Genomic DNA, 15,141 nt, shown 5'->3' with positions numbered 1-15,141 from the left:
TCCGAAAGGTCTGCAACTCTTTTGCCGTCGCTGACCTTCTTTTCGGGATCATGCTCTATGCCTCGCCGAGACGGACGTCGCTCGCGATCACCCGGTGGTGCTCGACAAATTCCAGACGGTCGAGCAGGAAGCGATCGTCTTCCGGGTAGTAGACTGCACGCTCCGGCTGCGGCCCGGCGAAGGCGCGAATGGCATCCATGTGGCGCCACCAGCTCAGCGTGGTGATTTCGCTGACGCCGTCGCCCAGCGTGCGCATCAGCATCTGGCAGCCGAGGTTGCCGGGCGTCTCTGAGTAGTCTTTCAACCCTGTCTTCACGATGTAGGCGGCATACGCCTCCTCATCGGCCGTCCTGATGCGGCCGCTCCATTTGCGGAGAATGACTTGGGATTCGCTCATCATTGTCTAGATCGTCTGGTCCGTCCAGCGCACGATGTCCTTTGCCGCCTGGCCGAAGGCGTTGTCCAGCGCGTCGACATAGGCAGCGTTGCCGCTGCCGGAGACCGGCGCGCCCGCGGTGAAGCTCTTCGAGGCGCGCACCTCGCCGTTGCGGTCGTTGAGGATGCGCACGAAGAGGTCGACGTCGGCATGTTCGCCGCCATTGACGCGGACTTCGAAGGAGCGGACCTCGACGATGATCTGATAGTCGATCGCCAGCCCCTCGCCCGGCTTGCCGACGCCGGCAAAGCTGCCGGAGCGCTGGAAGGTTTCGGCGAGCCTTGCCTGCACGATCAGCGGCAGGCGGTCCGCCCACTGCGCGCCCTTGAGGAACTGGATCGACTGGTCGGACGGCCTGATGACGATGTTCTGGCTGTCCAGCGCCTTCAGCGCCGAGGGTTGGGCGATCAGGATCTGACGGCGGCTATGGCCGTGCATGTCGACCGAAGGCGCCGAAAGCTCGAACGTGTCGAGCGGCGCCGGCTTGCCTCCCAACGCCGCGCAGCCGGCTAGCCCAAACACGAGCGCCGCGGCGGCAACCGGCTTCAACCACCCTCTACCCGATTTCACGCACGATCCCCGTTTATGTCCCCGGATCTGACGATCAACTTACAGCTGCAATCCATGTTCTTGGCGTTCGCGGCAGCCGAAGTCAACGCCGCGCCCTGCCATCAAACTGACGAACCTCTCCTTCGCCACCTGTCAGGATGCGCTGCGGATTGCGGCTGAGATCGGTCACCGCCTCCTCGATGCGATTGATGGACCGGCGGCTGTCCTGCACCAGCGCTTCCACATTCTGCAGCCCCGAGCCTGAGAAACGCGACAGATTGTCTACGATGGTGCCGAGGCGGGAGTTCAGCGTGTCGGCAACCTGCTTGAAGGATTTCAGCGTCGACCTGGCATCGGCCATCACGCCGTTGGCCTCGCCGGATCCGAGAAGCTGATCGACCTTGGCGAGGATGCCGTCGACGCGCACCGAGGCATCGTTGAGGCGCTGCGCGAGCTGGCGGGCATTCTTGATGGTATCGTTGATGTCGTCGGAGCGGTTGGCGATCTTGTCGGTGACCTTGGCGATGTCGGCGGCCGCCTTGTTGGCGCTGTCGCTGGCTTTCTGGATATTGGCGAGCGCCGTGCGGACGTCGTTCGGATCGATGCCGTCGAGCACGCCATTCACCTTGGCGAGCGTGCCTTGCGTCTGCTTGGCGAAGTCGTTGATCGAGCCGACCGCGGTGTTGACGTTGTCGATGGTCGTGTCGAACTGCTTCGAAGTTTCCTTCAGGTTCGCCGTGACCGTATCGACATTGGCGACGATGCTCTTGATCCGGTCCTTGTCGACCGAGTTGAGCAGGCCCTCAGCCGCCTTCAGCGTGCTGTCGAGTCGGCCCGACACATTCTGCAATTGCTCCGAAAGCGAGCTCACGGCGGACAGGAACTTGTCGATACCGTCCGAATTCTTGGCCAGCGCGTCGGAGAAGGTCTCGACGTTCTTGACGGTCTGCGTCAGCGGACCGCGAACGTCCTTGGTGAAGCCTTCGAGTTCGGAAAGCACTTTGTCGGCGCGAGTGAAGATGTTCTGCGCCGTCTGCAGCAAGTTGGTCACGGCCGAAGGATTGGCGACGATCTCGGGGATCCTGCCCTCCTTCTCCGCCTCGTCGAGCAGCTTGGCTTCCTTGGGATCCGCACCCCTGAGCTCGATATTCGCCTGACCGGTGAGGCCCGCCAACCCAATGTCAGCCTGCGTCGACTTGGTGATCGGCGTCATGCGGTCGATCTCGGTGTCGGCGATGGCGACGGTGGGGTTGTCGACGTCGATATAGACCCGTTTGACATCGCCCACCTTGACGCCGTTGAACAAGACGAAGCTGCCGCGGCCAAGGCCCGAAGCCGAGCCGGGGATGCGCACGCGCAGCATCGTCGTCTCGCCCCGTTCGCCGATTGCGGCGGTCCAATAGACGAAGGCGAAGGCCGCAAGGATCGCAGCCAGCGTGAAGATGCCGACAATGACGTAGTTGGCTCTGGTTTCCATTGCCTCACTTATGGCTAAGCGCGCGCCGCAAGATCAAGTTGCCGGGCGCGTTTTCCGCGGAAATAGGACTTTACCCACGGCTCTTCGCTCTTCAGCATGTCGTCGATCGTGCCCTCGACCAGCACCCTCTTCTTGCCGAGCACCGCCACGTGGTCGCAGGCGGTGAACAGCGTGTCGAGGTCGTGCGTGACCATATAGACCGTCAAATCCATCGTATCGCGCAGCTTGACGACCAATTCGTCGAACTCGGCCGCGCTGATCGGATCGAGGCCCGAGGTCGGCTCGTCGAGAAAGACGATGTCCGGATCGAGCGCCAGCGCGCGTGCCAACGCCGCACGTTTGATCATGCCGCCCGACAGCTCGGAGGGGAATTTCTGCGCCGCGTCCGGCGGCAGCCCGACCAGCTCCACTTTCAGCATCGCGAGCTCGTCCATCAATTTCTTCGGCAGGTCGAGATATTCGCGCATCGGCACCTGCACGTTTTCCTGCACCGTCAGCGCGGAAAACAGCGCGCCGTGCTGGAACAGGACGCCGAGCCGCATGTCGATGCGCAGGCGCTCGGCCTCACTTGCCTTGTCGACGTCGACGCCGAACAGCCTGATGCTTCCCGATTGCTTCGGCATCAGCCCGAGGATGGTGCGCAGCAGGACGGACTTGCCGGCGCCCGCGGCGCCGACGAAGCCCAGGATCTCGCCACGCTTGATGTCGAGCGAAAGCTTGTCGAGGATCAGCTTGTCTTCGATGGCGACGGTGACGTCCCGGACCGAAAGCACGATCTCGCTTTCATCCGCGTTCCGCGTCGTCTGGGCTCCATTGCCGTTCGCGATTGCCATCTCAGAACTCGATCGCTGCGTAGAACATGGCGAAGAGCCCGTCGAGGATGATGACGACGAAGATCGACTTCACCACCGAGGCGGTCACATGGAGGCCGAGCGATTCGGCGCTGCCGCCGACCTTCATGCCCTCCACGGAAGCGATGGTGCCGATGATCATGGCCATGAACGGCGCCTTGATCAGTCCGGCGAAAATAGTGCTGAGGTCGATGGCGACACGCAGCCGGTCGATGAACGCGGCCGGCGGAATGTCGGAATAGAGCCAGGCCGCGACGATGCCGCCACCAAGCGCCGCGAAATTGGCGATGATCGTCAAACATGGCAGCGCGATCACCAGGGCGACGAGCCGTGGAAACACGAGCACGCCGATCGGGTTGAGCCCGATCACCTTCAGCGCGTCGACCTCCTCGCGCATCTTCATCGAGCCGATCTCGGCGGTGATGGCGCTGCCCGAGCGGCCGGCCAGCATGATCGCCGTCATCAGCACGCCGAGCTCGCGCAGGATCAGCACACCGACGAGGTCGACGACGAAGATGTCGGCGCCGAAATAGCTGAGCTGATAGGCGCCTTGCTGGGCGACGATGGCGCCGACGATGGCCGACATCAGCACCACCACGGGGATGGCGCCGACGCCCATGCGGTCGATCTGGTTGAAGATCGCGGCCGGATTGACGGCATGGCCGCGGCCAAGCTTCATCTGCGCGCCACGGATGGTGGCGCCAAGGATATTCATCGAGGCGAGGAAGTCGTCGCGCATCTCGTAGACGCGGCGTCCGACCAACTCCAGCGCGCGCAGGATGATGTTGGGTGGCCCGGCCGGCCCCGATTCGGGTTCGCGCCGCACCGCGTCGCCGACCGCGCCGAGCAGGATCGAGGCGATCTCGCTCTGGCCCCGCACTTGGACGTCCACGCCCTTCTTCTCGAAGGCGCTGGCCAGCCGGTCGATCAGCCAAGCGCCGGCGGTGTCCATCTTCTCGATCTGGGAAAGATCGAGCGTCAGCGTCTTGGCGCCGTTGCGTTTCTCGATCTTGCGCATCTCGGCATCCACCGATGCGACGGTCCGCGTCGTCCAGACGCCGGAAAAGGCGCAGCCGAGCACGCCGCCCTCCTCGCCGACGGCGATACGCGGCTGGTGATTGGCCTCACCGGCAGGCGTGCGGCTTGCGTCGCGTTTGCGGATGGTCAACATGGCGTCCTGTTTAGCGTGACGGGACTGGCGTGTCGATTTGCCGGCAGACCGGTGTCGCCCAGCCGGAGAAGAAAAATATGGCGCGTGTCATTTCGGTCGAGGCCGAGCGGTTTCCGATCGCGGGCACCTTCACCATCTCGCGCGGATCGAAAACCGAGGCCGAGGTCATCACGGTGACGATCGGCGACAACGGACACGTCGGGCGCGGCGAATGCGTGCCCTACAAGCGCTACGGCGAGACGATGGAGGGCGTGCACGCCGCGATCGAAGCGATGCGCGGCCAGATTATCGGCGGCATCGGCCGCACCGCCCTGCTCGCGGCCATGCCGGCCGGCGCGGCCCGCAACGCCGTCGACTGCGCCCTGTGGGATCTCGAGGCCAAGCTGAGCGGCAAGCCGGTGGCGGACGCGATCGGCGTTGCTTCGGCGAAGGCGCTCGAAACCGCCTACACGCTGTCGCTTGCCGAGCCGGAGGCGATGGCCGCTCAGGCGCGCGCCAACGCCTCGCGGCCGTTGCTCAAGGTCAAGATCGGCGGCGACAACGATATGGCAAGGATTCGCGCGGTGACGGAAGCCGCCCCGCAAAGCCGCATCATCCTCGACGCCAACGAGGGTTGGACCGACGACAACATCGAGGCCAATCTTGCCTTTGCCGCCGGGCAAGGCATTGCGCTGGTCGAGCAACCGCTGCCCGCCGGCCGCGACGGCATCTTGCGCGAAATCGCGCATCCCGTGCCGATCTGCGCCGACGAGAGCGTGCACGAGGCGAGGAACCTCGAATCGCTGGCGGGTCTCTATGACGCCGTCAACATCAAGCTCGACAAGTCGGGCGGCCTGACCGAAGCGCTGATTCTTCGCGACCGCGCGCGCGAACTGGGTTTCGGCATCATGGTAGGCTGCATGGTCGGCACGTCACTCGCCATGGCGCCCGCGGTGCTTTTGGCTCAGGGAGCCGATTTCGTCGATCTCGACGGCCCGCTGCTGCTTGCGCGCGACCGCGAGCCGGGTCTCGCCTACCAGGGATCGCTGGTGTCACCCCCTGACCGGGCGCTGTGGGGCTGAGCGCGCGGCAAGGCCGATCAGCACCAGACCGACGATCGCAATCGGAATCATCGCCAGGAAGCCGTCAACGCCGAGACGGTCGTAGAGCGGTCCCGAGGCAAGCGTCACCGTGGCCATGAAGAAGCCGTTGAAGAAATAGGCGATGCCTTGCGCAGCGCCCGTGCGCTCTTCAGAAACCGTTTCGCCGATCATCTTCTGCAGGCCGATCAGCACCATCGCCACCGACACCGAATGCAGCGTCTGCACGCCGAAGAAGCCGGCGACGCCCAAACCGAGCGGCCAGACCAGCGGAAAGGCGATCCAGCGCACGATCGAGCCGATGCCGGCGATCACCATCGCCCTGACGACCGAGGCAGAGGCGAAAATGCGGTTGAAGAGCACGAACATGCAGACCTCGGAGACCACGCCCCAAGCCCAGAGCAGGCCGACGACGGAATCGCTGATGCCGATCGACTTCCAGTAGATGGACACGAAACCGTAGAGGAAGGCATGGCTGGCGGTGATGATGCCGACGCCGAGGGTAAAATAGAGGAAATAGGCATTGAAGAGGCTCGGCGCCGAATGCTGGATGTCGATCGCCGACAGCGGCGAGGCCTTGCGCGGCTTGCCCATGCGCGGCGCCCAGAGCCCCGCGACAAGGGCAGCCGCAAGGGCCACGAAGATGATCGCCGGAACGGCTTGAGGGCCGGTCGCCGCCAGGATGAAGCCGCCCACCACATTGGCGCAAAGGTAGGAGATCGAACCCCATTTGCGCATGGCGGTGTAGTTCGAGCCGAAGCGGCGCACGCCCGACAGCGCCAGCGAATCGGCCATTGGCGAATGCGGCGTCCACACGATCGTCAAAACAAGCGATACGGCGAGCACGATCGCATAGGTGGCGGGCAGGAAATAGCCGGCCGAAATGATCATCGACGCCGCAACCAGAGCGATATAGACGTTGGCGCGATCCTTCGCCCGATCGGCCAGTGCGGTCAGCATCGGCGTCGTCACGACGCGCAGGAACATCGGCGCGGCCAGGATGACGGCTATCTGCTCGGCATGAAAACCTTTCGCCTGCAGCCAGAGCGGGAAATACGGCAGATGGGTGCCCTGCGACACGAACAAGGTCGCGAAGATCAGGCTCATGCGCAGTTCGAAATGGCTCGGCTTGACGAGTTGCTCAGGCGAAAGCGGCGGCAGCGGCATGAATCGATCCAATTACGCTGCATTCCACGACCTGCAACGCGTTTCGATCCCTATCATGCGGCAAAGCGCGGCGGAACTGCCTGGACCAATCGATCAGGCTAAAGCTGTTGAAAGGCAAGGAAACTCAGGGCCGAGACTGCGGAAGACGCTCAGGCGGCCTTGACCGCCCTGCCCTTGAGACTGACGATATCGACGGGCACCAGCGTGTCCTTGCCGGCCGGAACCTCGGGCAGCACATGCGCCCAGGTCAGTATTTCCATGCGGCCGTCGAAATGTTCGACCACCGCCGTGCAGCTCTCCACCCAGTCGCCGGTGTTGATGTACTGCACATCGCCATAGTTTTCGATCGCCGCGTGATGGATGTGGCCGCAGATGACACCGTCGACATGCGAGCGCCGCGCTTCATCGGAGAGCACCGTCTGGAACGAACCGATGAAGTTCACCGCCTTCTTGACCTTGACCTTGGCCCAGGACGAGAACGACCAGTAAGGCAGGCCGAGCAGATGGCGCAGCTTCGTCACGACGCGGTTGATGAGCATCGCCGCATCATAGGCATGGTCGCCGAGATAGGCGAGCCAGCGCTGATTGTGGACGACGGTGTCGAACTGGTCGCCATGGATGACCAGCAAACGCCTGCCGTCGGCGGTCTCGTGGATGGCGCGGTCGGCAACGACGATGCCGCCGAAATGCACGCCCTGGAACTGGCGGGCGAACTCGTCATGGTTGCCGGCGATATAGGTGATCGAGGCGCCCTTGCGCGCCTTGCGCAGCAATTTCTGCACGACGTCATTGTGGCTTTGCGGCCAATGCCAGCTGCGCCGTAGCCGCCAGCCGTCGACGATATCGCCGACCAGATAGATCGTATCGGCATCGTGATAGCGCAGGAAGTCGATCAGGAAATCGGCCTTGGCCGCCTTCGAGCCGAGATGGACGTCGGAAATGAACATAGTGCGGAAAGTGCGGGGCTCTGGACCGGACATCGCGATTTCACCCTTTGCTTTCGCGTGCCTATGCCTCGATTCATGCAACAACCGTGTGACGGTTGCGGTTGGTCCAGCCCAGGCGCTAGCTTGCCGCCCTTAAAAAAGGAGAAATCACCATGGATCTCGGCATTCGCGGCAAGAAGGCCATCGTCTGCGCCTCGAGCAAGGGACTGGGGCGTGGCTGCGCGATTGCGCTCGCCGAAGCTGGCGTCGACCTCGTCGTCAACGGCCGCAACGCCGAGCTTTTGGCGAAGACCGCGCAAGACATCCGCGACAGCTTCGGCGTCAAGGTGATCGAAATCGCAGGCGACGTCTCGAAACCGGAGGTGCAGAAGGCGTTGCTTGCCGCCTGCCCCGACCCCGACATCCTGGTCAACAACAACGGTGGCCCCCCTCTTCGTGATTTCCGCGAGCTCGACCGCGCAAAAATCCTCGAAGGCGTGACGCAGAACATGGTGACGCCGATCGAGCTGGTCCAGGCGGTGATCGACGGCATGGCCAAGCGCGGCTTCGGCCGCATCGTCAACATCACCTCGCTGTCGGTCTATGTGCCGATCCCCGGGCTGGACCTGTCGTCGGGCGCCCGCGCCGGCCTGACCTCGTTCCTCGCCGGCGTGGCGCGCACGGTGATCGACCGCAACGTCACCATCAACAGCCTGTTGCCCGGCAAGCTCGACACCGACCGGCTGCGCGGCCCGCATGAGGCCGGCACGCCGGAAGATCCGGCGGCGGCCGCCGCGCGCAAGGCCCGGATCAGCGCCGACGTGCCGGCGAAGCGCCTCGGCACCCCGGAGGAGTTCGGCCAGATCTGCGCCTTCCTCTGCTCGGTCCACGCCGGCTACCTCACCGGCCAGAACATTCCGGTGGATGGCGGCCTCTACGTCAGCGCCTTCTGACCGGGCCGGTCTCCGGCTATCGAAAAACTGGAGAGTAATACTTCAAGAAGCTGAAATAGCTTGATTATTTTGGCTTCGGCAATGTGAACGCCAGTATCGAGATTTGGCGTCGCGAAGAATCGTCGCCGCATGCTACAAGGCTCGAAAGCAAGCAAGCAGGGAGGGGCCGCGATGGACGGCGAGAGCAAGAAAACGGCCCGGTCGGACCTCGACGAGGCTGCGCTCTTCTTCCACAAGCACCCCACCCCGGGAAAGCTCGAAATCCAGGCCACCAAGCCGCTCGGCAACCAGCGGGATCTCGCGCTCGCCTATTCGCCGGGCGTGGCCGCCCCTTGCCTCGAAATCCGCGACGATCCGGCGACCGCCGCCGACTACACGGCGCGCGCCAACCTCGTCGGCGTCGTCTCCAACGGCTCGGCGGTGCTCGGCCTCGGCAATATCGGCCCGCTCGCCTCCAAGCCGGTGATGGAAGGCAAGGCCGTCCTGTTCAAGAAGTTCGCCGGCATCGACGTCTTCGACATCGAGATCGACGCGCCGGAAATCGAGCGCATGGTCGAGACGGTCGCGACGCTCGAGCCCACTTTCGGCGGCATCAACCTCGAGGACATCAAGGCGCCCGAATGCTTCGAGGTCGAGGAGCGGCTGAAGGCGCGCATGGGCATTCCGGTTTTCCATGACGACCAGCATGGCACGGCGATCATCGTCGCCGCGGCGGTGCTCAACGGGCTGGAATTCGCCGGCAAGACGATCTCCGACATCAAGATCGTCACTTCCGGCGCAGGCGCCGCGGCGCTCGCCTGCCTCAACCTCTTGGTCTCGCTGGGCGCCAAGGTGGAAAACATCTGGGTCACCGACCGTTTCGGCGTCGCCTACAAGGGGCGCGCCGAGGAGATGGATCGCTGGAAAGACCCTTATGTGAAGGATACGGAGGCGCGTACGCTGGCCGATGTCATCCCCGGCGCCGATGTCTTTCTCGGCCTCTCCGCCGCCGGCGTGCTCAAGCCCGAACTCCTGCAGCACATGGCGCCGAAGCCGCTGATCCTGGCACTCGCCAATCCGACCCCGGAGATCATGCCGGAAGTGGCGCGCGCCGCCCGCCCGGACGCCATGATCTGCACCGGGCGTTCCGATTTTCCCAATCAAGTCAACAACGTGCTCTGCTTTCCTTACATCTTCCGCGGCGCGCTGGACTGCGGCGCCAGCGCCATCAACGAGGAGATGAAGATGGCCGCCGTGCGGGCGATCGCGGCTCTTGCTCGTGAAGAGCCTTCGGACGTCGCGGCGCGTGCCTATTCCGGCGAGACGCCGGTGTTCGGCCCGGATTTCCTGATCCCCTCGCCCTTCGACCCGCGTCTCATCCTGCGCATCGCGCCGGCGGTGGCGAAAACCGCTTGCGAGACCGGCGTGGCGACGCGGCCGATCGCCGACTTCTCGGCCTATATCGACAAGCTCAACCGCTTCGTCTTCCGTTCCGGCCTGGTGATGAAGCCGGTGTTCTCGTCGGCCAAGACCTCGAGCGCCAAGCGTGTGATCTACGCCGATGGCGAGGACGAGCGCGTGCTGCGCGCGGCACAGGTGGTGCTGGAGGAAGGCATCGCGGAGCCGATCCTGATCGGCCGCCCGCATGTCGTCGAGGTCCGGCTGAAGCGTTACGGCCTGCGTATCCGGCCGGGTGTCGATTTCGGTCTAATCAACCCGGAAGACGACCCGCGCTACCGCCACTATGTCGATCTCCTGATCGAGCTCGCCGGCCGCCGCGGGATCACGACGGAAGCCGCCCGCACCATGGTGCGCACCAACAATACGGTGATCGCGGCGCTCGCGCTGAAGCGTGGCGATGCGGATGCGATGATCTGCGGGCTGGAAGGCCGCTTCGAGCGGCACCTGCGCAATGTCACGCTGATCATCGGGCCTCGCGCCGGCGTCAAGGACCGCGACCTGTCGACGCTCTCCATGCTGATTTCGCAGCGCGGCATCATTTTCCTCACCGACACCTATGTCTCCATCGACCCGACGGCCGAGGAGATCGCCGAGATGACCGTCCTGGCAGCCGAGGAGATCAGCCGTTTCGGCCTGGAACCCAAGGCCGCCCTGCTCTCGTTCTCGGATTTCGGTTCGCGCGACGCGCCGAGCGCATTCAAGATGCGGCAAGCCGCGGCGATCCTGGCGCGCATTGCGCCCGACCTGCAATGCGACGGCGAGATGCATGCCGATACCGCGCTGTCGGAACATCTGCGCCAGCGCGTCTATCCGCATTCGCGACTGAAGGGCGAAGCCAACCTGCTGGTATTCCCGAACCTCGATTCAGCGAACATCACGCTGACGGCGCTGGGCGCCATGATGGATGCGCTGCATGTCGGACCGATCCTGCTCGGCACCGACAAGCCCGCGCATATCCTGACGCCGTCGGTGACGTCGCGCGGCGTCGTCAACATGACGGCACTGGCGGTGGTCGAGGCTGCGCACAAGGCGCAGGCGATCGCCAATCTGGGTTGAGGACCGCTCTGGCCGAAAACGCCGATGGTGCTTCATTGAAAGTTGGTGGCGGCCATCGCGGCCACACTGTCGCGTTCCGATATTCAAGCGTAAAAGACGAATGGGCAGGTGCGAGGATTGAATGAGCTTCGAACTAGCCATGCTCGCCGCAAGTTGCGTGCTCTGTTTCATCCACATAGTTCTCGCCTCGCATTCGGCGAGCTTGCAGCGGGGTTACCGCTGGACGGCGAGCGCCCGAGACGCCGAAGTCCCGCCGCTCACGGGAATGGCGGGGCGCCTGGAAAGGGCCCTGCGAAACTTCGTCGAGACATTTCCGGTGTTCGTGGCGGCGGTTTTTCTCGTCTACGCCGCTGGCCGCGAGACCGCGCTCAGCAAGTGGGGCGCCGGACTCTATTTTTCGGCCAGGCTGATCTATCTCCCGCTCTATGCATTCGGCGTTCCCTTGCTTCGCTCGCTCGTTTGGAACGTTGCGTTTGTTGGAATCGTCATGCTCTTGCTGGCATCGGTATGGCCATACTAGGAAACAGTTAACCACGAACGCGGTAGCCTTCCGGCCACGGGCAATCGGGATTCCAGGCGGATGAAGGGGTTGAAGCTGACGCACCTCGCGGCGCTGCTTGCAGCCTTGGCGGCGTCAGCTGTGGCCGTCACCGAGCCGCAGGCGGCTTCCCCTGCGTGCCGCCAGCTCGAAGCCGAACTCGCCGCCACGCGCGGCGGAGGCGGCGGCCCGGGGCTGATCCGCAAGTATGACGACGCGATCGCGCGCCAGCGCGAACAGCTTTCGAAAGCGCGTAGCCGCGCAAGCGATGCCAATTGCGGCTTCACGCTGTTTTCGCGCAATGTCGGCCAATGCGCGGCGATAAACGCCTCGATCCAGCGCATGAACGCCAATCTCGACACCTTGCAGGCGAAGCGCGAGCGGCTGGCCAGCGGCGGCACGCGGCGTGACCGCAGCCGCATCCTCGCGGCGCTCGACGCCAATGGCTGCCGCGACGACGAGATCGCTCCACGCCGTGCGCCCATTCAGCAGGCCAACCGCGACAATGGCGCCGGCAATCTCTTCGAACAGCTTTTCGGTCGCGGTCAGGAAACAGAGCCTCTCGACGTGCCCGATGCACCGGAGGTGCCATCCGACGATCCGAGCGTGCGCAACATTCGCCGCGTGATCGGCCAGCCGGACGGCATGGATCTGCCGCGCCTCGACGGCGAATTTCATACCGTGTGCGTGCGCACTTGCGACGGCTATTTCTTCCCGATGTCGAACGCCGCCTCTGTTGCGGATTTCGAGCGCGACCAGAAGAATTGCGAATCGAGCTGCCCGGGCACCGAGATGCAGGTCTTCTACACGCGCGGCATGGATGATGACGCCGGCGCGATGATCTCGTCGGCGACCGGCCGTCCCTACAGCGAGCTGCCGACCGCCTTTCTTTACAAGAACGCCAGTTTCCCACGGCCGCCGGCCTGCGGCTGTAACGCGCAAGCCGGCAATTTCTCGATCATCGCCGGCAATCCGCCCAATCCGGAACGGCCGCAACCTGACGGTGAAGCGACGCGTCTCATCCCGATGGCGCCGGCTTCCAAGCCCGATCCTGGCGCCGACCCGGAAACGCTCGCCGATGCCGAAGGCGGGTTCGACCGCGCGGCGATCAAGCGGCTGGTCACCAAGGTGCCGGTGTCGCCGGTGTCGGCATTGCCGCCGGATCAGCGCAAGGTCAGGGTCGTCGGGCCAGCGTTCCTTCCCGACCCATCAGCGGCAATAGATCTGCAAGCTCCGGCCCGGAAGTCCGCCCAGTAAGGGCGAGCCGCAGCGGCATGAAAAGCGGCTTGCCCTTGCGGCCTGTCGCTTCCTTGATCTTGCCGGTCCAGTCCTTCCAGACGGTGCCGTTCCACGGCTCTTCCGGCAGAAGGTCGAACGCCTGGTGAAGGAAGTCGCGGTCCTCGCCGGAAAACTCCGCCGGCTCTTGCGGGCCGTCGGCGAGGATTCGCCACCAGGCGACCGCGTCGGACAGACGGTCGATGTTGCCACGCACCGCCAGCCAGAAGGACTCCGCCTTGTCGCCGGAAATGCCGAGCACGATCAGCCGGTCTCGCACCTCCTCGAACGGCATGTGATGCATGAGCGTCCGGTTGAGCACGAAGAGCTCGTCGGGATCGAACTTGGCGGCGGACTTGGACGTCGCTGCGGGGTCGAAATGCGCGGCGAGCTCGTTGAGGTCGTGCGCGGCCGTGACGTTCTCCGACGTGCCGACGAGCACGGCGAGCGAGGCGACCGCCATCGGCTCGATGCCGTCCTCGCGCAGGCTCTCGATCGACAGCGCGCCGGTGCGCTTCGACAGCCCTTCGCCCGACACCGTGGTCAACAGATTGTGGTGGCCGAAAATCGGAGGTTCCGCTCCCAGCGCCTGGAACAAAGCGATCTGGACACCGGTGTTGGTGACGTGATCATCGCCGCGGATCACATGGGTGACGCCCATCTCGATGTCGTCGACCACGGAAGGCAGCGTATAGAGATAAGTGCCGTCCTCGCGCACCAGGACGGGGTCGGACAGCGAGGCGAGATCGACGGTTTCCTCGCCGCGCACCAGGTCGTTCCAATGCACCTCGGTGCGCTCCGGCTGCAGCGGATCGCCGGTGAAGTTCGGCAAAAGAAAGCGCCAGTGCGGCCGCCGCCCGTCCGACTCGTATTCGGCGATCTGCTCCGGCGTCAGCGTCAGCGCTTCGCGGCCATAGACCGGCGGCAGGCCGCGCGTGCGGCGGACCTTGCGGCGCAGGTCGAGTTCCTCGGGTGTTTCGTAGCAGGCATAGAGCACCCGCGCCGCCTTCAGCCGCTCAACCGCCGCGTCGTAGATCTCGACGCGCCGCGACTGATATTCGGTGACGTCCGGGAAAATGCCCAGCCAATGCAGGTCGTAGAGGATGGAATCGGCGAATTCCTGCTTGGAACGGCCGATGTCGGTGTCGTCGAAGCGTTGGATGTAGCGGCCCTTGTTGTTCACGGCGAACAGCCAGTTGAACAACGCGGTGCGCGCATTGCCGATATGGATGCGGCCGGTCGGCGATGGGGCGAAACGAACGGTAACTGTCATGAGCGGGGCGTAACGGATGCTTTTAGGCTTGACAAGACGCGCCCCCGCGCAAGCGCAAGAGATAGTGCAAGCCAGCTGGAATGAAAAGCCTGCCGGCCGGGTGTCGGGTCCATGCGGTTACGGGGTTCCGTGGCGCCAGCCCAGCCGCTCCTCGATACGCCTGGCGCTTTGCCGGACCAGCGACGTCAAATCGGGATCCTTTTGCCGGAGCTTCACATCCGGCACGACGATTGAAATCGTCGCCCGGCAAGCTCCGAGATTGTCGCGGATCGGAGCCGCGATGCAGGCGACCGAAAAATCCGATTCGCCGGCCTGGATCGCAAGCCCGTCGGCCAGCGCGGCTGCCGAGGCGCGAGCGAGTACATGCTTGTCCGTTTCAGCGCGTCCTGTCGGTGAAGCGGTCGCCGAGCGGGCAAAAATGGCGAGACGCTCCGCCTCCGGCAGGTGGCCGACGAGCAACCGGCCCGACGCTGTCCAGTTGAGTGGTGTGCGCGTACCCACACGCGACGTCACCTGGAAATGGTCCTTGCCCTCCTCCATGGCGAAGACGACCATATAGTCGCCGTCGCGACCGCATATCTGGATGGTTTCCTTCGAACTCTGGGCGAGCTCGTGCATTTCCTGCGTCGCCACATTGAGCAGGTCGAGCGTGCGGGCATAAGTCAGCCCATACTGATAAAGCCTCGGCCCGAGCCATAAAAGGCCGCCATCCTTGCGATCGAGAAGCTCCTTCTCGACCATGTCGTCGACGATGACGTAGACGGTCGACAGCGGCGCGCCGATATCGCGCGCGATCTCATAGGCGGTCGCCGGGCGTCCCCGCCGTTGCAGGCAGTCCAGGATCTGCAGCACGCGGTCGATGCCGCTGGTGCGTGAACGGCGCGGTTCGACGGCGACTTCGGTGCGGCTCAGGTCTTGGTCTCTCACGTTGGCGGTCATGTGGTCTCGAA

Annotated in this window: 14 protein-coding genes; 5 read left to right on the top strand and 9 right to left on the bottom strand. The window is 64.3% G+C overall.

All coding sequences use genetic code 11. The annotated features are described in order from the left end of the window. Positions 1–55: 55 nt before the first annotated feature. The 5 genes from QAZ22_RS19745 to QAZ22_RS19725 all read right to left on the bottom strand — a co-directional run bounded on the left by QAZ22_RS19745 (position 56) and on the right by QAZ22_RS19725 (position 4,484). A complete protein-coding gene (locus tag QAZ22_RS19745) occupies positions 56–400 on the bottom strand; it encodes a hypothetical protein (protein WP_278202406.1) in 345 nt (114 codons plus the stop codon). 3 nt (positions 401–403) lie between these two features. After that, entirely contained in the window at positions 404–1,006 is a 603-nt protein-coding gene (locus QAZ22_RS19740; protein WP_278202405.1) for an ABC-type transport auxiliary lipoprotein family protein, read from the bottom strand. 82 nt (positions 1,007–1,088) lie between these two features. Beyond that, a complete protein-coding gene (locus QAZ22_RS19735; protein WP_278202404.1) occupies positions 1,089–2,462 on the bottom strand; it encodes an MlaD family protein in 1,374 nt (457 codons plus the stop codon). Between the two features lie 14 nt (positions 2,463–2,476). Further along, entirely contained in the window at positions 2,477–3,295 is an 819-nt protein-coding gene (locus QAZ22_RS19730; protein WP_278202403.1) for an ABC transporter ATP-binding protein, read from the bottom strand. A 1-nt stretch (position 3,296) separates the two neighbouring features. Continuing rightward, complete coding sequence (locus QAZ22_RS19725) at positions 3,297–4,484, bottom strand: ABC transporter permease (RefSeq protein ID WP_278202401.1); 1,188 nt, start codon at positions 4,482–4,484, stop codon at positions 3,297–3,299. 77 nt (positions 4,485–4,561) lie between these two features. On the opposite strand from QAZ22_RS19725, the gene dgcA reads away from it, so the two are divergent. Then, the gene (gene dgcA / locus QAZ22_RS19720) at positions 4,562–5,545 is read left to right on the top strand and encodes an N-acetyl-D-Glu racemase DgcA (RefSeq protein WP_278202399.1); all 984 of its coding nucleotides are present in this window, start codon (positions 4,562–4,564) and stop codon (positions 5,543–5,545) included. On the opposite strand, the gene QAZ22_RS19715 is transcribed toward dgcA, so the two are convergent. After that, positions 5,516–6,730 (bottom strand): MFS transporter, encoded by a 1,215-nt coding sequence (locus QAZ22_RS19715; RefSeq protein WP_278202398.1) that lies wholly within the window; start codon positions 6,728–6,730, stop codon positions 5,516–5,518. The two genes, dgcA and QAZ22_RS19715, sit on opposite strands and share 30 nt — an antisense overlap. A 149-nt stretch (positions 6,731–6,879) precedes the next feature. Further along, positions 6,880–7,710 (bottom strand): UDP-2,3-diacylglucosamine diphosphatase, encoded by an 831-nt coding sequence (locus QAZ22_RS19710; RefSeq protein ID WP_278202396.1) that lies wholly within the window; start codon positions 7,708–7,710, stop codon positions 6,880–6,882. 119 nt (positions 7,711–7,829) lie between these two features. Here QAZ22_RS19710 and QAZ22_RS19705 point away from each other — a divergent pair, with 119 nt between their 5' ends. The 4 genes from QAZ22_RS19705 to QAZ22_RS19690 all read left to right on the top strand — a co-directional run bounded on the left by QAZ22_RS19705 (position 7,830) and on the right by QAZ22_RS19690 (position 12,900). Further along, positions 7,830–8,609, top strand: coding sequence for an SDR family oxidoreductase (locus QAZ22_RS19705; protein WP_278202395.1), 780 nt, complete (start codon positions 7,830–7,832; stop codon positions 8,607–8,609). 171 nt (positions 8,610–8,780) lie between these two features. Then, entirely contained in the window at positions 8,781–11,105 is a 2,325-nt protein-coding gene (locus QAZ22_RS19700; protein WP_278202394.1) for an NADP-dependent malic enzyme, read from the top strand. Positions 11,106–11,226: 121 nt separating this feature from the next. Beyond that, positions 11,227–11,625, top strand: a complete 399-nt coding sequence (locus QAZ22_RS19695) for an MAPEG family protein (protein ID WP_278202392.1) — start codon at positions 11,227–11,229, stop codon at positions 11,623–11,625. A 60-nt stretch (positions 11,626–11,685) separates the two neighbouring features. Continuing rightward, positions 11,686–12,900 carry a DUF2865 domain-containing protein gene (locus tag QAZ22_RS19690; RefSeq protein ID WP_278202391.1) on the top strand — a complete coding sequence of 405 codons (1,215 nt, stop codon included), beginning with the start codon at positions 11,686–11,688 and terminating at the stop codon, positions 12,898–12,900. Here the strand turns inward: QAZ22_RS19690 and gltX are convergent. After that, on the bottom strand, positions 12,818–14,191 hold the full coding sequence (gltX, locus tag QAZ22_RS19685; protein ID WP_278202390.1) for a glutamate--tRNA ligase: 1,374 nt from the start codon (positions 14,189–14,191) through the stop codon (positions 12,818–12,820). The genes QAZ22_RS19690 and gltX overlap by 83 nt on opposite strands. Positions 14,192–14,308: 117 nt before the next feature. After that, positions 14,309–15,130, bottom strand: coding sequence for an IclR family transcriptional regulator (locus tag QAZ22_RS19680; protein WP_278202389.1), 822 nt, complete (start codon positions 15,128–15,130; stop codon positions 14,309–14,311). Positions 15,131–15,141: the final 11 nt, after the last annotated feature.

This window comes from Mesorhizobium sp. WSM4906, from assembly GCF_029674625.1.
Classification (GTDB): Bacteria; Pseudomonadota; Alphaproteobacteria; order Rhizobiales; family Rhizobiaceae; genus Mesorhizobium.
Note: the sequence above shows the minus strand (reverse complement) of the source record. Positions and strands in the feature narration are given on the sequence as shown.